Genomic DNA, 23,114 nt, shown 5'->3' on the forward strand with positions numbered 1-23,114 from the left:
TCGTACGAAAGAAACGGAGCCGCACCATGGCCGAGCCGAGCCGGCTCGCGGAGGATCCCCAGCTCCTGCTGCTGCACGCGGCCGGCCTCGGCCGGGCGAGCTGGGACGCCGTCGTCGAACGCATCCCGGGCTTCGCCCGGACCCTCGCGATCGACCTGCCCGGTCATGGCGGCGTGCCGGGGCTCGCGTACGACCGTGACGTCGTGCCGCGGCTCGCCGAGTACGTCGCGGAGCGGATCGCCGCGCTGGGACTGCGCAGGCCGCACGTGGTCGGGCACTCGCTCGGCGGGGTGATCGCGCTCGAACTGGCGCGTCGGGTGCCCGTCGCGGCGGTGACGGCCCTGTGCAGCATCGGGTTCCGGGCGGTCTGCCACGCCTCGATGTGCGTGGTGCGGACCCACGCGATGCTGCGGATGACCGCCGCGGTGGGGCCGCGGACACGGGGGCGGCTGCTGAGCAGGGGAGTGGTCCGCAGGATGGTCATGGGCTGCGTGTCGGCCCGGCCCGCCGACCTGCGGGCGGAGGTGGCCGCCGCCGACGTGACGTCCATGATCACCAGTGACCTCTCCGCCCTCAGCCGGTACGCGGGGCTCTACTCGTTCCAGGCCGACGCCACCGACACGACGCCGGTGAACCTCGTGTGGGCCGACCAGGACCGCGTGGTCCCGTTGCGCGACGCGCTGCGGGCCCGGCGGGTGCTCCCGAGGGCGCAGCACTTCGTCATCCCCGGCAGCGGCCACTTCGTCGTACGCGACGACCCGCACGGCACCGCCGCCGTCATCCACGCCTGTCACGCCCAGGTGCTGCGGGACAGGCACGCCGAGAATCGCAGAGGAGCCCTCGGAAATGTGAACCCACAGCGCGGTAATTGAGCTGGCAATTCGGCCCCACAAATCTGTCGGGGCGGGAACTGTTGACCGACCGGACGCGACTACTGAGGTACTCGGATCCCGGGACCACCGCTCAGAGGAGTGCGAATGAAAATCACCCCGCAGGCTGGAAAGAAGTTCGGCGTGATCGTGGAGGGTTTCGACGCGGAAACCGCCTCGGCGCAGGACATCGTCGAGCTGAAGAAGGCCATCTACTCGAACAAGATCGTCGTACTGAAGAACCAGGACCTGTCGCCGCGGCAGTTCCTGGCGCTCGGCCAGCGGCTGGGCCGGGTCGCGGAGTACTACGAGCCGGTCTACCACCACCCCGAGGTGAAGGAGGTGTTCGTCTCCTCCAACGTCAAGGAGGAGGACGGCCGCCAGATCGGGGTGCCGAAGACCGGCAAGTTCTGGCACTCGGACTACCAGTTCATGCCGCGCCCCTTCGACATCACCATGATCTACCCGCAGGTCGTGCCGTCGAAGAACCGTGGCACGTACTTCATCAACCTGGCGACGGCCTACGAGCAGCTCTCCGAGGAGCTGAAGCTGGCCGTCAAGGGCACCACGGCGACGCACAGCGTGCTGCGGTACTTCAAGATCCGGCCGACCGACGTCTACCGGCCGATCTCGGAGATCATCGACGAGGTCAACGCGAAGACCCCGCCGGTGACGAGCCCGCTCGCGTTCCCGCACCCGCACACGGACGAGACCCTGCTGTACCTCAGCGAGGGCTTCACGCTGTCGGTGCAGGACGCGGACGGCAACGACCGGCCGGAACTGCTGGCCGAGCTGCTCACGGCCACCGGCCAGCTCGACCGCACCTACCAGCACGAGAACATCCACCTCCAGACGTTCGAGAAGGGCGACATGCTCCTCTGGGACAACCAGAGCCTGGTCCACCGGGCGCTGCACACCGCGACGCCGGAGCCGGCCGTGTCCTACCGCGTCACCGTCTACGACGACGTGGACGCCGCTTAGTCCCGCACGGACGTTCGATCCGCGGTGGGATCCGGCGGTGTCGACCGTCGGATCCCACCGGTGTCCACATCGCACGAGGTCGAGAGGCATGACGTGGCAGACCAGTTGACGGCGGCGACGATCCGGGCGGACGTCGCGGAGATGCTCCACCGTCGCCCGGACGAGAGCTTCGACACGGAGGACCTGTTCGACTGCGGCCTGGACTCGGTGCGGTTGATGACGCTCATCGAACGGTGGCGCGAGGCCGGCGCCGAGGTCAGCTTCGTCGACCTGGCCGAGCGGCCGACCGTGGAGCACTGGGTGAAGCTGCTGGTGGGCCGGGATGACTGAGCCGCTGCCGTTGGGCGCCGCCCAGGAGGGGATCTGGACGGGTCAGCAGTTCGACCCGGACAGCCCCGCCTTCAACACGGCCGAGTACGTGGAGATCCGCGGCCCGGTCGACCTGGGGCTGCTGGAGGCGGCGGTGCGCACCGCCGTGGGCGAGGCCGAGGCGCTGAACGTCGTGTTCGAGGAGGACGCCGAGGGGCGCGCGTGGCAACGCCCCCGCGACGACGGGTCGTGGCCGGTGCACCTGGTCGACACCAGCGCCGAGGCGGACCCGCTCGCCGCCGCACTGGCCTGGATGCGCGCGGACCTCGACAACCCCGTCGACCTGCGCAAGGACCTGCTGTTCGGGCAGGCGTTCCTCCGGCTCGGCCCGGACCACATCCTCTGGTACCAGCGGGTGCACCACATCGCCCTGGACGGGTACGGGCTGTCCCTCGTCGCCCGCCGGGTGGCCGAGCTCTACACCGCGTCCGTCGAGGGGCGGGAGGCGCCGCCCCGGACCTTCGGGTCGCTCGCCGCCGTCGTCGACGAGGACCGGGCCTGGGCCGACTCGGACAGGTACGCCGCCGCGCGCGAGCACTGGACGTCCCGGGCGGCGGGCCGGCCGGCGCCGGTGGTGCTGGCCCGCCGCAGCGGCAAGCTGGCGCGCAGCGTGCTCCGCGCCACCGCGGACCTCGACAGCGCCGGCATCGCCGCGCTGAAGGCGGTCGCCAGGGCCACCGGAACCACGTGGAGCGAGACGGTCGTCGCGGCCTTCGCCGCGTACCTGCACCGGATGACCGGCGCGGACGAGCTCACGCTCGCGCTGCCGGTCATGTCGCGGCTCGGCTCGGTGTCGCTGCGGGTGCCGTGCATGGTGACGAACGTCGTGCCGCTGTGGGTCCGCGTCGAGCCCGCCGCCACGCTGGCGGACCTCGCCGCGCAGGTCGCGGCGGAGCTGCGGGCCGGGCGTCCGCACCTGCGCTACCGCTACGAGCAACTGCGCCGCGACCTCAGGATGGTCGCCAGCGAGCGCAAGCTCTTCGGGCCGTCGGTCAACATCATGCCGTTCGACTACGGCCTGCGCTTCGCCGGGCACCGGGGCGTCGTGCACAACGTCAGTGCCGGGCTCGTCGAGGACCTGGTCGTCCACGTGTACGACCGGGGGGACGGCAGCGGTCTGCGGATCGTCCTGGACGCCAACCCCAACTGCTACGACGACGCGGAGCTCACCGGTCACCTGACCCGGTTCCTGACCTTCCTCCGCCGCGTGACCGACGCCGCCGACACGCCGGTCGCCGACGTCGACCTGCTCCTGGACGGCGAGCGCAGGCTGCTGCTGGAGGAGTGGAACGACACGGCCCGGCCCCTGCCGGCGGTGACCGTGCCCGCGCTGTTCGCGGCACAGGCCGCCGCGACCCCGGACCGTACGGCGCTGGTGGCCGGCGACGCCACGCTGACCTTCGCCGAGCTCGACCGCCGCGCCGACCGCCTCGCCAGCCTGCTCGTCGCCCGGGGGGCGGGCCCCGACCGGCACGTGGGGCTCCTGCTGCCCCGCACCTCGGAGGCGGTCGTGGGGCTGCTCGCCGTGCTCAAGGCCGGCGCCGCGTACGTCCCCGTCGACCCGGACCTGCCCGCCCGGAGGGTCGAAGCGATGCTCGCCGACAGCGCGCCCGTCGTGCTGCTCGCCACCGAGGCGCTCTGGGCCGGCCACCGGCAGGCGGACGTGCCGGTCCTGCTCGTGGACGCTCCCGCCACCGTCGCGGAGCTGGCCGCCGCGCCCGACTCGCCCCTGCCGGACACCGGCCTCGCCCCGGAACACGCGGCCTGCCTCATCTACACGTCCGGCTCCACCGGCGTCCCGAAGGGCGTCGTGGTCGAGCACCGCGGCCTGGTCAACCTCTTCCACCACCACCGCGACACGATGATCCGGCCGGCGGCCGGCGGCCGGGTGTGCCGGGCCGCGCTGTCCGCGTCGCTGTCGTTCGACACGTCGTGGGAGGGACTGCTGTGGCTGCTCGACGGCCACGAGCTGCACTTCGTCGACGACGACCGGCGCCGCGACCCCGCCGCGATGCTCGACTACGTCGACCGGCACGGGATCGACTTCATGGACATCACCCCCACGTACGCCGAGGAGCTGGTGGCGAACGGGTTCCTCGACGCCGGCCGGCACCGGCCCGCCGTGCTCGCGCTCGGCGGCGAGGCCACCGGCCCCGCCCTCTGGACGGCGCTGCGCGACGCCGGCATGACCGTCTACAACCTGTACGGTCCCACCGAGTGCACGGTCGACACCCTCTGGTGCCGGCTCGCGGAGAGCGCCGAGCCGATCGTGGGCCGGCCGCTCACCAACACCAGGGCGTACGTGCTGGACCCGGCGCGCAGGCTCGTGCCGCCCGGCACGGTGGGGGAGCTGTACTTCGCCGGGGCGCCGGTGGCGCGCGGCTACCACGACCGGCCGGAGCAGACCGCCGAGCGGTTCGTGGCGGACCCCTTCGGCCCCCCGGGCAGCCGGATGTACCGCACCGGCGACCTCGCCCGCTGGCGGCGCGACGGCACGCTGGAGTTCCTCGGCCGCGCAGACGACCAGGTCAAGATCCGTGGCTTCCGCATCGAGCCGGGGGAGATCGAGGCGGTCCTCCTCGCCCACCCCGCGGTCGCCCAGGCGGCGGTGGTGCCGCGCGAGGACGCGCCGGGTCAGGTGCGGCTCGTCGGCTACGTCGTGCCGGCCGACGACGCCGCGCCGGAGCCCGCCGCGCTGCGGCAGTTCGTGGCGGAGCGGCTGCCCGACTACATGGTGCCGCCCGCGTTCGTCGCGCTGGCGGCGATCCCGCGTACCACGAACGGCAAGCTCGACCGCGCGGCGCTGCCCGCGCCGGACCTGACCGCGACGGTCGGCGGCCGCGCGCCGCGCGACCACCGCGAGGCCGTCCTGTGTGGTCTCTTCGCCGAGCTGCTCGGCCTGCCGGAGGTCGGCATCGACGACGACTTCTTCTCGCTCGGCGGGCACTCCCTGCTCGTCGCCCGGCTCATGGGGCGGGTACGCGCGGAGTTCGGCGTGGAGATCAGCATCCGGACGGTGTTCGAGGCGCCGACCGTCGCGAAGCTCGCGCCGGCGCTCGCCACGGACACCGGCGGTGGCTCGACGGAGGTGCTGCTCCCGCTGCGGACGCGGGGGAGCGGGCCGCCGCTGTTCTGCGTCGCGCCGGCCACCGGGCTGGCGTGGGCGTACGCCGCGCTGCTGGCGAGCCTGCCCGACCGCCCGGTGTACGGGCTCCAGTCGGTCGCCGCCGGGCGGGGCGCGAGCGTCGCCGAGCTGGCCGCCGACCACGTGCGCCGCATCCGCGAGATCCAGCCCGCCGGCCCCTACCACCTGCTCGGCGCCTCGTTCGGCGGCCTGGTGGCCCACGAGATGGCCACGCAGCTCGCGGAGTCCGGCGAGTCGGTGGCCCCGCTCGTGCTGCTCGACTCGTACCCGGTCCCGGCCGCCTGGCGGGAACTGCCGCCGCCCGACGAGCACGACGCCGCCGCCGCGGTGCTCGGCCAGGCCGCGCTGGGCGGCCTCGACGAGGCGCAGCGTCGCCTCGCGTACGACGCCTTCGCGCGCAACTCCCGGCTCGCCGCCGACTGGACGCCCCGGCGCCTCACCGGCGACGTGCTGGTGGTCGAGGCGACCGACGGCAAGACACCGGACTGGCCCGGCCCGCAGAGCTGGGAGCCGCACGTCGACGGGCGCATCGACGTGCACCGGCTGGACTGCACCCACGACGGCATGCTCGCCGCCGGTCCCCTGGCGCGGGTCGGCGCCGTACTCCCACCTGTCGGCGACCTTCGGAGGGCAGCATGAGCGAACGGCGCGAGTGGCTAGGACTCGGCGCGGTCCTCGCCGCGACGTTCATGACCCAGGTGGACGGGTTCGTCGTCAACGTGGCGAGCCCGTCCATCCAGCGCGACCTGGGCGCGGGCTTCGACCAGATCCAGTTCGTCGGCGCGGCGTACGTGATCGCGTTCGGGGCCCTCATGGTCACCGGCGCGCGGCTCGGCGACCGGATGGGGCACCGCACCGTGTTCCTGTGGGGTGTCGCCGGCTTCACGCTCACCTCGCTGCTGTGCGGCGTCGCACCGGACGCCGACCTGCTCATCGTGGCCCGGTTCCTGCAGGGCGCCACGGCGGCGTTCATGGCCCCCCAGGTGCTCGCGATCATCCGGGCCACCGTGCAGGACCCGGACCGGCTCGCGCGGGCGATCAGCGTCTACGGCGTCGTGATCGGCCTGGGCGTGATCAGCGGCATCGCGGGCGGCGGTCTCATCGTCGAGGCGGACATCGCGGGCCTCGGCTGGCGGCCGGCGCTGCTCGTCAACGTGCCCGTCGGGATCGCGATCCTGGCGTTGGGCGGGATCCTGCCGCGCACCGTGCCGAAGGCGCCGCACCGGCTCGACCTCGCGGGCGCGGCGCTCACCATCGTGGCGGCGCCCGCCCTGCTCGTGCCCCTGGTCTTCGGGCCGGGCGGCCCGGCGTGGCTGTGGCTCGGGGTGCCGGTCGCGCTCGCCGTCTCCGTCGTGCTCGTCAACCAGCAGCGGCGCCTGCACCGCGAGGGCGGCAACCCGCTGTTCCCGCCGCGGGTCGTCACCGCCCCCGGGATGCGGCTGTCCCTGCTGACCGTGCTGGCGCTGTTCGCCACGAACTCGGGGCTCTTCCTCGTGTTCACCTACTACCTGCAGACCGGGCTGCGCTTCACGCCGCTCACCGCGGCGCTGATGTTCGTGCCGCTCGGGATCGGCTTCTCGCTGGGCTCGGCGGCGAACCGGCGGGTGGGGCGCCTCGTGACGACGCCGACCCCGGTCTGGGGCTGCGGCCTGCTGGCCGCCGTCCTGCTGGCGAGCGCGGGGGTCGTCCAGGCTCCCGAGTCCGCGCAGGCGCCCATGCTCGTCGCGGTGGTCACGCTGGCCGGCTTCGGGCAGGGTCTGGTCGTCTCGCCCCTGGTGGCCGGGATCCTCGGCCGGGTCAAACCCGCCGAGGCGGGCGCGGCGTCCGGCATGGCGACCACCGTCACGCAGTTCGGTCTCGCGCTCGGGGTCGCGGTCGCCGGGGTCTGGTACCGCACCGTGCTCGGCGCGACGCCCGGCGACCCCGGCGTGCCCTTCGCCGACCACGCGAAGGCCTTCGCGGCCACCGCGCTCCTGCTCGCGGCCTCCGCGACCTGCGCCGGCCTGGTCAGTGTCCGTCTGCACCACCTGCCCGGGCCCACGGCCGCGGCAGCGGAACCGGATCCGGCGGCGGCGCCGACGCCCGTCGCCACGTCAACCATTCGGAGGACCGGATGAATCTCAAGCGTTTCCCCCTTGCGGCGGCCGTCGCCGCCCTGCTGCTCACGACGGCCTGCACGGCGGCCAGGAGCGAGGCCGACCAGTCGAACGACCCGCCGAAGGCGGGCTACCCGGTGACGATCACCAACTGCGGCAAGGAGTACACCTACAAGCAGGCGCCGAGCCGCGTGGTCGTGATGAACGGCGGGTCGGTCGCCGAGGTCTCCGCGCTGCTGGAACTCGGCGTCGCCGACCGGATCGTCGCCAACGCGCAGTCCTACGGCGCCTCCGAGGTCGACGGCCGGGTCGACGCGATCAAGAAGCTGCCGACGGGGAACATCAAGCTCAACGACATGTCGGACATCCCGCGCGAGGCCATGATCGGGCTGACCCCGGACTTCGTCATCTCCACCTACGACGGGGGCTTCCGCGCCGAGGCCGGCTTCGCCACCCGCGACGACCTCGCCGCCGTCGGGGCCAACACGTACGCCCCGAAGAGCTCGTGCGGCGAGGTCGGCACGGTCTCGGGCACGCCGACCGTCGAGGACAGCTACGCGCTGCTGCGCGACCTCGGCGCCATCTTCGGGGTGTCCGAGCGCGCCGAGAAGATCATCGCCGACTCGAAGGCGCAGATCGCCGCCGTCGGGTCGAAGACCGCGAACCTGCCGAAGCAGAAGGTCATGCTGATCATCCCCGGCATGGCGATGGGCGGCGAGTTCAGCTCGGTCGGCGGCAACGGGATCTGGAACGACATCATGGCCAAGGCGGGCGCGGTGAACGCCTTCGAGGGCGCCACCGACCAGATGTTCGCCAACCTCTCCCGCGAGCAGGTCGCCAAGGCCGACGTGGACGTCCTGCTCGTCGTGAACTACATGTCGAAGGATCCGGACGCGGACGCGAAGAAGCTGCTCGCCCAGTTCCCGCAGTGGGACGCGGCGAAGAACAACCGCTACGTCGTGCTGTCCGACTCGATCTACCTCGGCCCCAGCAACCACCTCGCGGTCTCCAAGATCGCGCAGGCCGCGCACCCCGAGGCGTTCTGAGCGCCATGACCACCTTGTCGCGTTCCACGAACGGCCGGGTGTCGGCCGCGCCGAAGCGCACCGTCACCCGGCCGGCCCCCCTGCACGGCGCGCCGCTCCCGCTGTGCCTGCTCGTGCTCGGCGTGCTGCTGGTCGTCCTGATCCTCGTCGCGGCGGCCGTCGGGTCGGTGCACGTCTCCGTCGGCGACACCGGCCGGATCGTCTGGGCGCACCTGACCGGGGCCACCCCCGCGGTGGACCCGGCGCACGACCAGATCGTCTGGACCTTCCGGATCCCCCGGGTGTTGCTGGCGGCGCTCTGCGGCGCCGGGCTCGCGGTCGCGGGCGTCGTCCTGCAGGCCCTCGTGGCCAACCCGCTCGCCGACCCCTTCATCCTCGGGGTGTCGGCGGGCGGCTCGGTCGGCGCCGTCACCGTGATGGCACTGGGCGCGGGGACGCTCGGTGGACTCGGCGTGTCGGGCGCGGCGTTCGTCGGCGCGATGCTGGCGGTGGCGCTGGTGTTCACCCTCGGCCAGCAGAGCGGGCGGCTCAACCCGGTCCGGCTCGTGCTCGCGGGGGTCGCGATCAGCTACGTCTTCACGTCGATCACGAGCCTGCTGCAGCTGCAGACGACGCCCAACAACATGCGCCAGATCATGTTCTGGCTGCTCGGCAGCGTCGCGGGCGCCCGCTGGGAGCAGCTCCAGGTCGCGGGCGTGGTCGTGCTCGCCGTCACCGTGCTGCTGACCCTGTACGCCCGGCAGTTCAACGCGCTGGTCACCGGCGACGAGTCGGCGACCGCCCTCGGGATCGACGTCAAGCGACTGCGGATCGTGTCGATCGTCCTGACGTCACTGCTCGCGGGCGTGCTCATCGCCGTGGCCGGCGGCATCGGCTTCGTCGGGTTGATGGTGCCGCACCTGGTGCGCCTCGCGTTCGGCGTGGACCACCGGCGGGTCCTGCCCCTCGCGGCGCTCGTCGGCGCGGTCTACCTCGTGATCGTCGACCTGCTCTGCCGGACGGTCGACCCGCCGAACGAACTGCCCCTCAACATCCTGACCGCCCTCTTCGGCGCACCGTTCTTCATCTGGCTGATGCGCCGGGATAGGAGCCTGTCCCACTCATGAAGCTTCAGGTGCAGCAGGTGTCCGTCTCCATCGGCAGTAAGCCGATCCTCCGCGACGTCAACCTGGACGTCGCGCCCGGCGAGGTCGTCGGCCTGATCGGCCCCAACGGCAGCGGCAAGTCCACGCTCCTGCGGACGATCTACCGGTCGGTCCGCCCCACCGGCGGCCGGGTGCTCCTCGGCGACGAGGACGTCTGGTCGCTGTCGGCCCGGGCAGCCGCGCGGCGGACCGCCGCCGTGCTGCAGAACAGCCCCACGCCGCCGGGGCTGACCGTGCAGGAGGTCGCCGCGCTGGGGCGGACGCCGCACAAGGGGGTGTTCGACCGCGAGACCCCCGAGGACCACGACATCGTCGTCGACGCGTTGACGCGCACCGGGATGCTGGAGCACGCGGACCGGATCTACGGCTCGCTCTCCGGCGGCGAGAAGCAGCGGGTGCTGCTCGCCAGGGCGCTCGCCCAGCAGCCGCAGCTCCTGGTGCTCGACGAGCCGACCAACCACCTGGACATCCGGGCCCGGTTCGAGCTGTTGGAACTGGTGCACACGCTGGGCGTCACCACGCTGGCGGTGCTGCACGACCTGGACCTCGCGGTGCGCAGCTGCCACCGCCTCGTCGTGCTGGACCGCGGGGAGGTGGTCGCGGTGGGGCCGGTGCTGGAGGCGCTCACGCCCCAGGTGCTCTCCGGGGTCTTCGGGGTCACCGCCGAGACGGAACGGCACGACGACGGGGTCGTCCGCGTCACGTACGGTGCCCGGCCGCTGGCCACGACGGGCTGAGCCGGGGATGAGGCGGACGTGCGAGCCGCCCGGCCGGGTCCGGCCGGGCGGCGCGTCGACGGGCGGCCCGGGCGCCACGCCGCCGTCGGGCGCGCGTGCGTCGGCGGCCCCGCGGGCCTGTCTCCCGGGCCCGCGCGCCGACCGGCCCGCCGCGTGGGCCCCGGGACGCCGCACGCGCCGGCCGGACGGTTCCAACGAATTCTGGTTCCCGGCGATGAGCCCGGCTGGACCGCCACTGGAATCCGTTTCTCCCCGCACCCCGTACGGTTACCGTGAATTCATGTCGGACTCACTGGGAGAAAGCGCGGTCACGGCTCTCGCCCTGGCCGTCGGGCGGGGCGACCGCGCAGCGGCGGATCCGCTCGTCCGCAGCACGCGGCGTGACGTCTGGCGCTTCCTGGTCTACCTGGTGGGGCACGCCGACGCCGAGGACCTGACCCAGGAGACGTTCGCGCGCGCGCTGGGCAGCGCGCACCTGTTCACCGGGCGCCACCACGCGCGGGCCTGGCTGCTGGCCATCGCGCGGCACGTGGCCGCCGACCACTTCCGCGCCGCCGCGAGCCGGCCCCGGATCGTGTCCGACCAGGACTGGCAGGCCACCGCGGAGCGTTCGGCTGCCCACCACCTACCCGGCCTGGACGACACGGTCGCGCTCAACCTCGCGGTGCGCACGCTGCCCGCGGCCCGCCGCGACGCCTTCGTGCTGACCCAGGTGCTGGGTCTCGGATACGCGGAGGCGGCCGAATTCTGCGGCTGCCCCGTCGGCACGATCCGCTCGCGTGTGGCGCGGGCCCGGCGCGACCTCGTGTCGGTGCTGGCACCGGCCCCGCGGCGGCGTCCGGCGCTCCCCCGGTAGGCCCCGCCGCCGCGCGGCGACCTCCGCGTCAAATGTCCCTACTAGAGGATATGACGTGACGGCGGCAAATGTTCCCTAGCATCGATTAGGACCCTTTCGCGCCGCAGCGACCAAGGACGGACGGCTTGACGGCCGTCATTTTTTTGTGGAAAGGTCGACCCTCAAGGGGGAAGGTGTCCGTAAGGGCACATAGCAATTCGCGGCCGGGAATCCGTTCAAAAACGTTTGCGTTGCGTAACAACTCTGTGGGCTTCGGCGCCCTGTCGGCGTCCGACCGGCCCACCGGGTTCCTGCGCGGGCAGACGGGACCATTCCCGCCGTCGGGTCGATCACTGGGGAGTGTGTCGTGGTTGTTGAACCGAGGCCCGTCATCGGGCGTCGCGGCTGGCGGGGGGCCGGCCATACGGGGTGCGGGGCGAGTTGGCCTCTGGGCGTACGCCGGCTGCGCTAGAGCAAACGAGAGCGCTGCTGCCGTGAACCTCTCCGTCACACCAGGGCGCTCATCATCGCGAGGGGCCGCGCCGCTACCGGCGCCCCGGCTCGCGATGGGCGTCGTCACCGCCGTCTTCGCAAGCATCAGCCTCATCGGCTTCATCCACGTCATGTTCCTGCCCGTCGGTCCGCTCGCCATCGGGCTGTCGTTCACGTGCATCGCCGTCCTGATGGCGATGCAGATGCTGTGGTACGGCCGGGACAACGGGCGCCTGCGCACGCCGCTGGGCTACGGCGTCCTCGCCACCCAGGCGGCGTTGGTCTACCTGCCGATCCTGGCGTTCGGCCAGGCGTGGGTCGGCATGCCGGGCTTCCTGGCCGGCAGCGTGCTGCTCGTGCTGCGGGCCGTCACGGCGTGGGTCACCTTCGCCCTCATCGTCGCCTCGATGGCCCTCGCCCAGTGGCTCTTCACCCACGCGCCGATCGACATGCTCTACACGGCGATCTCCACCGTCACGACGGGGCTCGTGGTCTACGGGCTGTCCCGGCTGACCGCGCTCGTCGTCGAGGTGCAGGAGAGCCGCGCGGAGATCGCGCGCATGGCGGTGCTGCGGGAGCGGCTGCGCTTCGCCCGCGACCTGCACGACCTGCTCGGCTACAGCCTGTCCGCGATCTCGCTCAAGATCGAGCTGGTGCACCGGCTCATGGAGAAGTCACCGCAGGAGGCGAGCGACCAGCTGCTGGAGATCCTGGAGATATCGCGGGTCGCCCTCTCCGACGCGCGGACCGTGGCCAGCGGCTACCGCGAACTGTCGCTGGAGGAGGAGTGCCGCTCCGCCGTCTCCGTGCTCTCCGCCGCGGACATCCAGGTGCGGCTGGACAGCGACCACCTGGACCTGCCGGTCCAGGTGAGCACCGTGCTCGCCACGGTGCTGCGGGAGGGGGTGACCAACATCCTGCGGCACACCAAGGCCAAGCGCTGCGACATCACCATCCGGCAGACCCAGGACGACGCCTGGATCGAGATCGTGAACGACGACCAGGCCGTCGGGCCGCCCAGGGACCCGGGCAGCGGGCGCAACGGGCTGCGCAACCTGTCCGCACGCGCCCAGGAGATCGGCGGCTCGCTGACGGTCGACCGGCAGCCGGACCTGTTCCGCCTGTGCGCCAAGGTGCCCCTGCGCCTGGAGCGCCACGGCGCGTCCCGGTCACAGCCAGCCGGCCTCCCGGGCGACCCGGATGGCGTCGACGCGGTTGCGGGCGGAGAGTTTGTTGACGATCGTGGTCAGGTAGTTGCGGACGGTGCCGACTGACAGGAACATCTGCGCCGCGATGTCGACGGCCTGGAGCCCTTCCGCCGTGAGGCGGAGGACTTCGGTCTCGCGCGCCGTGAGCGGGCACTCGGCGCTGTCCCAGGCGGACATGGCGAGCTGACTGTCGACGACCCGCCGGCCGGCGGCGACGCTGCGGATGGCGTCGACCAGCTGCTCGGTCGGGGCGTCCTTGAGCAGGAAGCCGGTCGCCTTCGCGGACAAGGCCCGGCGGAGGGTGCCCGGTCGGCCGAGCGCGGTCAGGACCAGGGTGCGGATCTCCGGCAGGTGGACCTGGATGTCGGCGATCGCGGAGAGCCCGTCCTTGCCCGGCAGGTCGATGTCGATCACGGCGACGTCGGGCCGGAACCGTTGCGCCATGGGCAGGATCTCCGTGCCCGAGGCGACCGCGGCGACGACCTCGATGTCCGGCTCCAGGTTGAGCAACGCGACCAGCGCATCTCGGACCATGTGCATGTCCTCGGCCAACAACACCTTGATCAACTTGGCATCCCCTGTCGGGCCGGCGCGATTAACCCCGTTCTATCACGCGCCAGCACGCATCATGAATGCTCTTTTCGCGCCCGCGTCTGAAGTGTCGCAAAGCCATTTGCCGATGGCCCATGGGTCCATTCACATTCCGTGTACGCCCAGATACTCCTCGTTACAGGAAATGTCGTTTTCGGGTAGTCCGATGGCGAATTCGCCGACTCCGACCTCCGCCGGCCAGTCGAGCCCGAACGCCGACGCGGAAACCCTGGCGTCGCCCATGGTGAGCGCGCACGTGGCGAGCCCGAGCATCGTGGCGACGAGGCAGAGCGTCTGCTGGAGCATGCCGACGTGCTTCAGGGTGGTGGCGTAGGAGATGCTGTCGTACACCCAGGACACCCGCCCCGCCCGCGCGGTCATGGTGATCAGCACCGGTGGGGGTCGCCGGCCCCCCACGGACACGCGCGCGTTGTCGAGCAACTCGTCGACGTCGGCCGGGTCGGCGTTGACGAGGGTCAGCGCGTGGTCGACCGGGCTGTAGTGGTAGATGCCGCGCCGCAGGTCCGGGCAGCGGTCCACCGTCAGGTACAGCTCCAGCTCGTACAGCGAGCCCGCGCTGGGATACGGACGCCGCGTCACCGTGTACCGCACGTTGTCGGGAGCCGTGGCGACCGTCTGCATCCGGACCCGCGCCGCGTGGAACAGCAGTTCCCCGAGTTCCCGGGTCGACGGCGCCGCCTCGGCGAACGTGCGGGTCGACCGGCGCAGGTCGACGGCCTCGGTGAGGGTCATCCCGTGCGGCACCGTGACGGGCGGCCGGTACATCGGGATCCGCGGGCCGGCGGGCACCGGCTTGACGGCGGCCGGTGGCGGCAGGGTCGCGACGTGGCGGAACGTCGCGCCGGCGGGGTCGTCGTGCGGGCCGAGCCTGCTGCGCGAGTGGAACAGCAGGTCGTACGGCGACCACATCGCCAGGGTGGGGTCGGAGTCCTCGTGGAACTCCGACGTGCCGGCCTCGGCGACGACGACCATGCCCGCGCCGACCAGGTAGGCGACGACGTCGGCCACCACCGGGAGCGCCAGGCCGACCTTCCGACCCACCTCGACGGTGGTGGTCGCGCGGGGGAGCGCGCCGAGCACCAGCGACGCCTGCGGCCGGTGCAGCACCACCCGGTGGTGCGACAGCGGGGACTCGAGCACCAGCTCGCCGTCCCGCTGGTGGGCGAACGCGAAACGGGACAGCCTGAGCGGTCGGTCCTCGGCCACCTCCGGCAGCGCGAACACCCCCTGCGGGGAGACCGGCTGGACGGAGAGCAGCGGCACCGGCGAGTCCCGCGAACCGAGCGAGCGGACTATCCGGCCGGGCAGCCGGTCGAAGACCGGCCGGAGGACGCCCTCGTCCAGCCCGGCGACGTTGCCGAGCGCGACCGGCCCGTAGGTCATGCGGTGCAGGACCTCCTCGACCGCGGGCGCGGGCCGGCCCACCGGGACGTCACCCCAACGGGAGAGGATCGTCAGACTGCCGTCCTCAGCCGTCTCGATGGTCACGTCGTCCCGGAAGGACCACAGCGACAGGCTCGGTCCGGGGCGGGACGTGTCGGCGTCGGATGGCAACCTGGCTCCTCGACGGGCGCGGCGGCGACGCCACGGGCGCCCGCTCTACACGAAAAGTGGTATCGGGTTGAGGTTCTCGTACTCCGTGGGGCGGTCGAGCCTGCCGAGCTGTACCGGGACGTCGAACAGTCTGCCGGGCGCGAACCTCGCCCAGAAGCCCCGCATCCCCGGCACGATGGCCTTCACCACGGGAAGCCCGACGTCCGGACGGGTCTGGTCGAGCACGAGCACGTCGAGCCCCAGTGCCTCCAGCCTGTGCTGCACCGAGCGGACGTCGGACAGCAGGTCGTCCGTCGGGGTGTGGCGGTAGTCGGTGAGTCGACGTGCCGGCACCGCCGGATCGGGCCGCAGGTAGGCGTCCCCGGCCCAGGTGGCGGTGCGCCACCACCGTACGGCGTCGGGATCGGACCAGCCGTACCTGTCGTCGTCGTCCCCGCCGACCTCCGCCACGGTCGGCATCAACTGGTTCATCTCGGTGAGCGCGCGGACCAGCGCCGCCCGCGGGTCGGGGTGGGCGCCGAAGCCGAACATGATGTCCTCGCACCGCTTGTCGGTGCGCCGGGACAGCGCGGCCATGGTGGGGATCCCGACGTCCGACGACACGTCCAGGACCCAGACCTCGCGGTGCAGGCCCGCGTAGACCTCCCGCAGCTCGTCGATCCAGCGGTCGCGGAAGCTGTCCAGGTCCACGGCGGGGGCCCGGGTGCGGTTGTACCACCAGAGGGCCACCGCGTCGCGTTCCACCACCTCCAGCAGGCCCTGCAACAGCGCGTCCTCCAGGCTGCTGCCCGCCGCGTTGCCGTTGGAGTCCGCGCACAGCGACGTGCCGCCGTGCTGCTCCGGCACGTTGAAGTAGAGCATCGAGGTGGGCAGCAGGCGGTGCCGCTGCTCCGTGAGGGACCACACCGGGGTCCAGCTCGTCACGGCCGCGTCGTCGAACGGCGCGCACACGTACTGGAACGGCGAGCAGGTGGCGTTCCAGCGGGCGCGGTCGGCGTACTGCCGCTCGTCGAAGAGCAGGCAGTCGTCGGGGTGCACGGCGGTGTCGGCCAGCTCGGTGTAGCTGCCGGTGACCCGGGCCTCGTCGCCGTGGAAGTAGGCGCTGTGCCGCTCGATGGCCTCGCAGAGCGCGCTGACCTCGGCGTGCACGGGGGTCACGCCCTTGCCGCCGTTCTCGGCGCGCAGCGCGAAACGCATCTGCTCGGCGTTCCTGCGCGTGGTCATCGCGAGGTTCGGGCCGGAGCGGAACGAGTTGAAGAAGGCCGGGCCCCGCCCGTCGCGGGTGATCTCCTTGACCACGCCGCTGACCGGGCTCACGAGGTGCCCGAAGTCGCGCAGCACCCGCTCCGGCGGCAGGGCGCGGTGGCTGCCGCCGGAGCGGGACGCCTTCGGCCGGCTGCGCAGCGGCACCGGACGGAACGCCCGGTCGCGCTCGATGCCGGGATCGCCGCACTCCGGGCACTGCGGGCGGGCGCGCACCTCGTGGTGGACGCCGCGCAGGGTGACGCTGTCCAACGTCCACACCGCGCGCTGCCCGTCGTGCCGCAGGCCGGCCGTCCACTTGGCGGCCTCCAGCGCCACCAGGTGCAGGGCGGCGGCGCCGAGCGGGGGCAGCGACACCGGCGGAGTGCCGATCTCCGTGGCGGAGCCGACGACGGCGCGCAGGCGCGTCTCGGCCTGGCGGTGGCCGCGCAGCCGGTGCGCCAGGCAGTGCCAGCACCCGGTGGCGGCGGCGGGGTCGAACACCGGCCCCACCCACACCTGTGCGCCGCCGGGCTTCGCGAGGAGCCAGGGCCGGCGGGCGGCGCGGTGCGCGGCGTCGACGGCAGCCAGTCCCTCGTCGAGATAGTCCGCAGAGAGCACAATCGATAAGTCGGCGGGCGAGGCCGAAAAGTTCCCGGAAACCTGCGTCACCGTCAACCCGGCCGCGCGCAGCGCGTCCTCCGCCGCCGCGGCATCCCGCGGCGGGCAGCCGACGCGGATGAGGTCGACCCGGGCGGCGGCGGTGGCCCGCACGGCGGCCGTGGGGTCCAGGCCCGCCGACTCCCAGTACGCGAGCGCGGGCTCGTCGGCCTCCGCCTCCTGCGCCGGCCGTAGCGTGACCAGGCCGGCGTCGACGAGCCGCCGGACGACCGTGCCGATCTCGGCGGGCGACATCCCGGCGGGACTGTCCCGGACGAGTTCCGTGAGGTCCCGGGTGCCGTCGAGCAGCGGGGCCAGGGCCTCGACGTGCGCCCCGCTGACCGAGGTGGCGCCGCGCTCGGACAGCAGGTAGACCGCGTCACCGCGTACCACGTGGGCCCGCAGGTGCCGCTTGAACCCGACGCGCAGCTGTGCGTCCCCACCCGACATGGCTGCCCCCTGCTCGACCAGTGCCGCTCCAGCGACACTCCAGCGTGCCTCCAGCCCAGCCTCCCGGCAGCGCAGGCCGCGGGCAAGTGCCGCGGTCACATGCTGCCCCCTCGTTTGGTCACGCCCGTCCATGACGCGGTCACTATCGGCTCGACCCTGGCTTGGAATAGCGTGGAAGCCTGTCCTGACTCCCCCTGGTCGGAATCGTCGCTCCCGTCACGGAACCAGTACGCCGACACCAGTCGTCGGCGGTGGAAAGTGCGGTGGATCCGACTGATAGCGAGGTCGGCGAAATGATTACCAAGTTTGCGGAACTGGGATCGATGTCGCACGAGGAGAAACTGACGCTCCTCGCCGCGTTGCTGGAGTCGGCGGCCGACCCCGCAACGGAAGTCCGGCGTACCGAGCCGCCACCGGTCGGGCCGCCCCGGCGCCCGGCGGGAGACCCGCTCGCCGGACTGCGGTTCGAGCTGCTCGGCCCGCTCGTCATCCGGCACGACGGGGTCGACATCGCACCGAGCGCGCCGAAGCTGCGGCTGGTCCTGTCCGCGTTGCTGTTCAACGCGAACCAGCCGGTCGGCGCGTCGGTGCTCGTGCGGGAGCTGTGGAGCTCGGGGGCGCCGCGCACCGCCCACGCCACCCTCCAGACGTACATGTTCAAGGTGCGCAAGCTCTTCCGCGACGTGCTCGGCGGGTCCGTCGAGGACATCGCGCGGGACGTCCTGCTCACCTGCTCCGGGGGCTACACGCTGCGGGTGGACCCGAAGCAGCTCGACATCGTCGAGTTCGACGAGCTGGTCACGGCGGGCACCGCGGCGATGCACGCGGGCGACTACGAGCAGGCGGGCGCGCACCTGCGCCGGTCGCTGGCGCTGTGGCGCGGCAACGTCGTGCACCAGGGGCAGTGGGGCCCGCAGCTGCGCGCCCAGGCGGCGCGGCTGGAGGAGCGCCGGTTCTACGCGTACACCACCAGGATCGACGCCGACCTGTGCCTGGGCCGGCACCGGGAGGCGACCTCCGAGCTCGCCTCGCTGGTCGTGGAGCACCCGCTGCACGAGTCGGCGCACACGATGCTGATGCTCGCGCTGCACCGGTCCGGCCGCACGCCGGCGGCGCTGGAGGTCTACCTGCGGTTCCGCCGTCGGATGATGGGCGAACTCGGCATCGAGCCCTCGGAGCGGATCCAGGCGCTGCACCGGGCGCTGCTGTCGACCGACCCGCTCCTGGCCGACCTGTCGCTCACCTCCGACATGCTGCTGGACCGGCTCGTCGGTCGGGTCCGCCAGGGGCGCCGGCTGAGTTCTTCCGCTGTTACCGGGTGATGGACCGGCCGAGATTACCTTCAATTTCGCACTCGTGCGCAAAGGAGGAATAGCAATGACCACATCGCCGGTGAAGAACGGCGCGTCTATCGGACGTGCGACATTTGCCAACGACCCGGGACTGCTTTCGGACGTGCTGCGCCCGTACGCGAGGCCGAAGACCCAGTACCTGAAGTCCGCGACGGTCACCGTCGCCAACGGGCTGGCGAGCGCGGAGGGCGAGTTCGCCATCCCCTACCCGTGCTACATCGACGACACCGGTCACCTCAACTCGGTCGAGGTGAACATCTGCTTCAACCAGCTCATGTACTACCTGATCGCCAAGTGCGTCCAGGAGCGGGCGGTTCCCGCGCTGGCCGCGTGGACGATGGACGACTACTGGGCCAAGCAGCTCCCGGACATGCTGATCGCGAACTTCACCAGCAAGTTCCGGCGGCCGATCGACTCGTCGTCGTTCCACGGCGAGGTGTCCTTCGCCGAGTTCAGCGAGCGCAACCGCAGCAAGCCGGTCCAGATCATCGACATGCCCTGGCGCTTCTGGGACACCCAGGGTGGCGCCGCCGAGGGCGAGGTGCGGATGGCGCTGGTCAACCCGCCCGGCATGCGTTTCCAGGCCGACGCGGCGTGAGCCGCCCCCACCCGTACGTCCCCTGAGGAGGACCCGGTGACTGTTCAGTTGCGCACCCTCGTCGACGTGGTGCGCAGGCACGCCGTCCAGCAGCCGGACGTCGTCGCCATGGTCTGCGAGGGCCGGCGCGTCGACTACGCCACCCTGCACCGCGTCAGCAACCAGGTCGCGCGCGGCCTCCAGGCGGCCGGCCTGCGCCCCGGCGACCGCATCGCCTACCTCGGCAAGGAGTCCGAGCACTACTACGAGCTGCTCTTCGGTGCCGCGAAGACCGGCGTGGTGCTGGTGCCGATCAACTGGCGGCTGGCCGCCGGCGAGGTCGAGCACATCCTGCGCGACTCCGGCGCCGCCCTGCTCTTCGTCGACGCCGACTCGGCCGCCACCGCCGAGAAGCTGGCGCCGGAACTGCCGACGCTGAAGCAGGTGGTCGGACTCGACGAGCCTGGTGCCTCCGGCGCCGGCTTCGCCGCCTGGGTGTCGGCGCAGCCGGACGCGAACGTGCTGGGCCGGGTCACCCCCGACACGCCGCTGGTGCAGATGTACACCAGCGGCACGACCGGGCTGCCGAAGGGCGTCGTCCTGGCGCACCGCAGCTTCTTCGCCGTACGCCAGGCGCTCGCCTCGGCGGAGCTGGACTGGATCGACTGGCGCGAGGGCGACGTCAGCCTCGTCGGCATGGCCGGTTTCCACATCGGCGGCCTGTGGTGGGCGACGCAGGGCTTCGTGTCGGGCGTGACCAACGTCGTGATGCGCGAGTTCACCACGGCGGGCGCGGTCGAGCTGATCAGGACGCTGCGCGTCACCACCGCCTGCCTGGTGCCCGCGATGCTGCGGCTGCTGCTGGCGGAGCCCGGCGTCACCAAGGAGGACTTCACCTCGCTCCGCAAGGTGGTCTACGGCGGCGCGCCCATCTCGGCGGCGCTGCTCGCCCGCTGCGTCGAGGGCTTCGGCTGCGAGTTCGCCCAGATCTACGGGCTGACCGAGACCGGCAACACCGCCATCTGCCTGCCCCCGAGCGACCACACGCCGGACAGCGGCAGGATGCAGGCGGCGGGGCGCCCCTACCCGGGCTTCGAGGTCAAGGTCGCCGACGAGAAGGGCAACCCGCTGCCGGCCGGCGAGGTCGGCGAGGTCTGGCTGCGGACCCCGGCGGCGATGGTGGAGTACTGGAACCTGCCGGAGGCCACGGCGAAGACCCTGGTCGACGGCTGGGTCGTCACCGGGGACGCCGGCGTGCTGGACGAGGACGGCTACCTGTACATCCGCGACCGGATCAAGGACATGATCATCGTCGCGGGGGAGAACGTCTACCCGGCCGAGGTCGAGCACGTCATCGGCCGTCACCCGCTGGTCGCCGAGTCGGCGGTCGTGGGCGTGCCGGACGAGCGCTGGGGCGAGGCCGTGCACGCGTTCGTGGTGCCGGTGGAGGGCCAGCAGCTCACCGAGCGCGACCTGGCCCTGCACCTGCGCGGCAAGCTCGCCGCCTTCAAGCAGCCCCTGCACTACGAGTTCATCGACCGGGTGCCGCGCAACCCCAGCGGCAAGATCCTGCGCCGCGAGCTGCGGGAGCGATTCTGGCAGGGTCACGAGCGCAGGGTGAGCTGACCGCGATGATCGCGGTGACCAGCGAGCGCGACCGCCGCGCCCCGCTGCGCCGGCCGTCGCGGCCGGCGGCGCGGCGCGGCGCCACGCCGCCGTACGCCTTCGCCGGGGCCACCGTCGGCGTCATCCACCGCACGACGATCGCGGCGGCCGGGGAGACCGGACGCCGCGAACCCGTGGCGCGACCCGTCGAGGACCACGAGCCGGTCGCGGGCGACCTCGACCGCCCCCTCGACCCCGCCGTGGTCGACGAGGTCGTCCGCCCGGAGGACACCCGGGCCCGTCCCGCCTCCGTGCCCGCCGCCGCCACCGGCTCCGTCCGGCGGCGCGGCGCGCTCGGGAACATCCCGCTCTAGTACCCGATCCCCACCGGTCCGCTCTTGGAGTGACGTCGATGCCCGACAACGAGGAAAAGCTGCTCGACTACCTCAGGCGGACGACAGCCGAGCTGCGCGAGACGCGGCGGAAGCTGCGCGACGCGGAGGAGGCCGCGCACGAGCCCATCGCGATCGTCGGCATGGCGTGCCGGTATCCGGGTGGCGTGCGTACGCCCGAGGACCTGTGGGACCTGGTCGCCGCCGGGCGCGACGGCATCGGCGCCTTCCCCACCGACCGGGGCTGGAACGTGGGGGAGCTGTACGACCCGACCCCGGGCGCCCCGGGCAGGTCGTACACCCGCGAGGGTGGCTTCCTGCCCGACGCCGCGGACTTCGACGCCGAGTTCTTCGGGATCAGCCCGCGCGAGGCGTTGACGACGGACCCGCAGCAGCGGCTGCTGCTGGAGACCTCGTGGGAGGCGCTGGAGAGCGCGGGCATCGACCCGGCCGGGCTGCGGGGCAGCGCCACCGGCGTCTTCGCCGGGATGATGTACCACGACTACGCCGGCAACAGCTCCACGGGCTCGATCGCCTCGGGCCGGGTGGCGTACACGTTCGGGCTGGAGGGGCCGGCGGTCACCGTCGACACCGCGTGCTCGTCGTCGCTGGTCGCCCTGCACCTGGCCGGGCAGGCGCTGCGCAACGGCGAGTGCACGCTGGCGCTGGCCGGCGGCGTGACGGTGATGGCGACCCCGGAGACGTTCATCGAGTTCTCCCGGCAGCGCGGGCTGTCGCCGGACGGCCGCTGCAAGTCGTTCGCCGCCGCCGCCGACGGCACCGGCTGGTCCGAGGGCGTCGGGGTGCTGGTGGTGGAGCGGCTGTCGGACGCCCGCCGCAACGGCCACCGGGTGCTGGCGGTGGTCCGGGGCACGGCCGTCAACTCCGACGGGGCGTCGAACGGCCTGACCGCCCCCAACGGGCCCGCGCAGCAGCGGGTCATCCGGGCCGCGCTGGCCAACGCGCGGCTGTCGGCGAGCCAGGTCGACGTGGTCGAGGCGCACGGCACCGGCACCGTCCTGGGCGACCCGATCGAGGCGCAGGCGATCCTCGCCACCTACGGGCGGGACCGGGACCGGCCGCTCTGGCTCGGCTCGATCAAGTCGAACATCGGCCACACCCAGGCCGCGGCCGGCGTCGCCGGCCTGATCAAGATGGTGGGCGCGCTGCGGCACGGGCTGCTGCCGCGCACGCTGCACGTCGACGAGCCGTCCCCGAAGGTGGACTGGTCGGCGGGGGCGGTGTCGCTGCTGACCGAGCCGGTGGCGTGGCCCGCCGGCGACCGTCCGCGTCGCGCCGCCGTGTCGTCGTTCGGCATCAGCGGCACCAACGCCCACGTGGTGCTGGAGGAGCCCGAGCCGGCGGAGTCCCCCGAGCCGGTCGCGGCGGTGGCACCGCCGGTGATCCCGTGGGTCCTCTCCGGACGGACGCCGGAGGCGGTCCGGGCGCAGGCCGCGCGCCTGGCCGGCGCGGTGGCAGGCCGCGACCCCGAGGACGTCGGGTTCGCCGTGGCCGTCGGCTTCACGCTGGCCGTCGGGCGCACCGCGTTCGAGCACCGCGCCGCCGTGGTGGGCCGCGACACCGAGGAGCTGGTACGCGCGCTGGAGGCCGGCGTGCAGCCGACCCCGGCGTCCACCGGCGGGCGGCTCGCCTTCCTGTTCACGGGTCAGGGGGCGCAGCGGGTGGGCATGGGCGCCGAACTCGCCGCCGCGTACCCCGTCTTCGCCGCCGCGTTCGACGAGGTGTG

18 protein-coding genes are annotated in these 23,114 nt (G+C 72.7%); 15 read left to right on the forward strand and 3 right to left on the reverse strand.

Annotation, left to right across the window (positions count from 1 at the left end):
• Nucleotides 1-26: 26 nt before the first annotated feature.
• From AB0G08_RS25985 to AB0G08_RS26030, 10 genes are all read left to right on the forward strand, one after another.
• Entirely contained in the window at nucleotides 27-872 is an 846-nt protein-coding gene (locus AB0G08_RS25985) for an alpha/beta fold hydrolase (protein WP_358092328.1), read from the forward strand.
• Nucleotides 873-977: 105 nt separating this feature from the next.
• Nucleotides 978-1,850 carry a TauD/TfdA family dioxygenase gene (locus AB0G08_RS25990; protein ID WP_358092330.1) on the forward strand — a complete coding sequence of 291 codons (873 nt, stop codon included), beginning with the start codon at nucleotides 978-980 and terminating at the stop codon, nucleotides 1,848-1,850.
• A 60-nt stretch (nucleotides 1,851-1,910) separates the two neighbouring features.
• The gene (locus tag AB0G08_RS25995) at nucleotides 1,911-2,180 is read left to right on the forward strand and encodes a phosphopantetheine-binding protein (protein ID WP_358092332.1); all 270 of its coding nucleotides are present in this window, start codon (nucleotides 1,911-1,913) and stop codon (nucleotides 2,178-2,180) included.
• Nucleotides 2,173-6,003 (forward strand): amino acid adenylation domain-containing protein, encoded by a 3,831-nt coding sequence (locus AB0G08_RS26000; protein ID WP_358092334.1) that lies wholly within the window; start codon nucleotides 2,173-2,175, stop codon nucleotides 6,001-6,003. The genes AB0G08_RS25995 and AB0G08_RS26000 overlap by 8 nt, the downstream gene beginning before the upstream one ends.
• Entirely contained in the window at nucleotides 6,000-7,481 is a 1,482-nt protein-coding gene (locus AB0G08_RS26005; RefSeq protein WP_358092336.1) for an MFS transporter, read from the forward strand. Before AB0G08_RS26000 ends, AB0G08_RS26005 begins: the two co-directional genes overlap by 4 nt.
• Nucleotides 7,478-8,506 (forward strand): ABC transporter substrate-binding protein, encoded by a 1,029-nt coding sequence (locus AB0G08_RS26010; RefSeq protein WP_358092338.1) that lies wholly within the window; start codon nucleotides 7,478-7,480, stop codon nucleotides 8,504-8,506. Before AB0G08_RS26005 ends, AB0G08_RS26010 begins: the two co-directional genes overlap by 4 nt.
• A gap of 5 nt (nucleotides 8,507-8,511) precedes the next feature.
• Entirely contained in the window at nucleotides 8,512-9,612 is a 1,101-nt protein-coding gene (locus AB0G08_RS26015) for an iron ABC transporter permease (protein WP_357879692.1), read from the forward strand.
• Complete coding sequence (locus tag AB0G08_RS26020) at nucleotides 9,609-10,388, forward strand: ABC transporter ATP-binding protein (RefSeq protein ID WP_358092340.1); 780 nt, start codon at nucleotides 9,609-9,611, stop codon at nucleotides 10,386-10,388. Before AB0G08_RS26015 ends, AB0G08_RS26020 begins: the two co-directional genes overlap by 4 nt.
• Nucleotides 10,389-10,668: 280 nt before the next feature.
• A complete protein-coding gene (locus tag AB0G08_RS26025; protein ID WP_358092342.1) occupies nucleotides 10,669-11,244 on the forward strand; it encodes a sigma-70 family RNA polymerase sigma factor in 576 nt (191 codons plus the stop codon).
• A gap of 545 nt (nucleotides 11,245-11,789) precedes the next feature.
• Nucleotides 11,790-12,989 (forward strand): histidine kinase, encoded by a 1,200-nt coding sequence (locus AB0G08_RS26030; protein ID WP_358092344.1) that lies wholly within the window; start codon nucleotides 11,790-11,792, stop codon nucleotides 12,987-12,989.
• On the opposite strand, the gene AB0G08_RS26035 is transcribed toward AB0G08_RS26030, so the two are convergent.
• The 3 genes from AB0G08_RS26035 to AB0G08_RS26045 all read right to left on the reverse strand — a co-directional run bounded on the left by AB0G08_RS26035 (nucleotide 12,885) and on the right by AB0G08_RS26045 (nucleotide 17,441).
• Nucleotides 12,885-13,490 (reverse strand): response regulator transcription factor, encoded by a 606-nt coding sequence (locus tag AB0G08_RS26035; protein WP_357882021.1) that lies wholly within the window; start codon nucleotides 13,488-13,490, stop codon nucleotides 12,885-12,887. The two genes, AB0G08_RS26030 and AB0G08_RS26035, sit on opposite strands and share 105 nt — an antisense overlap.
• A gap of 129 nt (nucleotides 13,491-13,619) precedes the next feature.
• Nucleotides 13,620-15,089 carry a SagB family peptide dehydrogenase gene (locus tag AB0G08_RS26040; RefSeq protein WP_358092346.1) on the reverse strand — a complete coding sequence of 490 codons (1,470 nt, stop codon included), beginning with the start codon at nucleotides 15,087-15,089 and terminating at the stop codon, nucleotides 13,620-13,622.
• 45 nt (nucleotides 15,090-15,134) lie between these two features.
• The gene (locus tag AB0G08_RS26045; protein ID WP_358092349.1) at nucleotides 15,135-17,441 is read right to left on the reverse strand and encodes a TOMM precursor leader peptide-binding protein; all 2,307 of its coding nucleotides are present in this window, start codon (nucleotides 17,439-17,441) and stop codon (nucleotides 15,135-15,137) included.
• 293 nt (nucleotides 17,442-17,734) lie between these two features.
• Here AB0G08_RS26045 and AB0G08_RS26050 point away from each other — a divergent pair, with 293 nt between their 5' ends.
• The 5 genes from AB0G08_RS26050 to AB0G08_RS26070 form a co-directional block, all read left to right on the forward strand.
• Complete coding sequence (locus AB0G08_RS26050) at nucleotides 17,735-18,763, forward strand: AfsR/SARP family transcriptional regulator (RefSeq protein WP_358092351.1); 1,029 nt, start codon at nucleotides 17,735-17,737, stop codon at nucleotides 18,761-18,763.
• A 55-nt stretch (nucleotides 18,764-18,818) separates the two neighbouring features.
• Nucleotides 18,819-19,391 (forward strand): FcoT family thioesterase, encoded by a 573-nt coding sequence (locus AB0G08_RS26055; protein WP_357882008.1) that lies wholly within the window; start codon nucleotides 18,819-18,821, stop codon nucleotides 19,389-19,391.
• Between the two features lie 36 nt (nucleotides 19,392-19,427).
• Nucleotides 19,428-20,996 (forward strand): fatty acid--CoA ligase, encoded by a 1,569-nt coding sequence (locus AB0G08_RS26060; RefSeq protein ID WP_358092353.1) that lies wholly within the window; start codon nucleotides 19,428-19,430, stop codon nucleotides 20,994-20,996.
• A 5-nt stretch (nucleotides 20,997-21,001) separates the two neighbouring features.
• Complete coding sequence (locus AB0G08_RS26065) at nucleotides 21,002-21,349, forward strand: hypothetical protein (protein WP_358092355.1); 348 nt, start codon at nucleotides 21,002-21,004, stop codon at nucleotides 21,347-21,349.
• 38 nt (nucleotides 21,350-21,387) lie between these two features.
• Nucleotides 21,388-23,114: type I polyketide synthase (locus tag AB0G08_RS26070; RefSeq protein ID WP_358092357.1), on the forward strand; the 1,727-nt coding region annotated here is incomplete at its 3' end.

The organism is Micromonospora sp. NPDC023644 (assembly GCF_040640115.1).
Taxonomy (GTDB): Bacteria; Actinomycetota; Actinomycetes; order Mycobacteriales; family Micromonosporaceae; genus Micromonospora.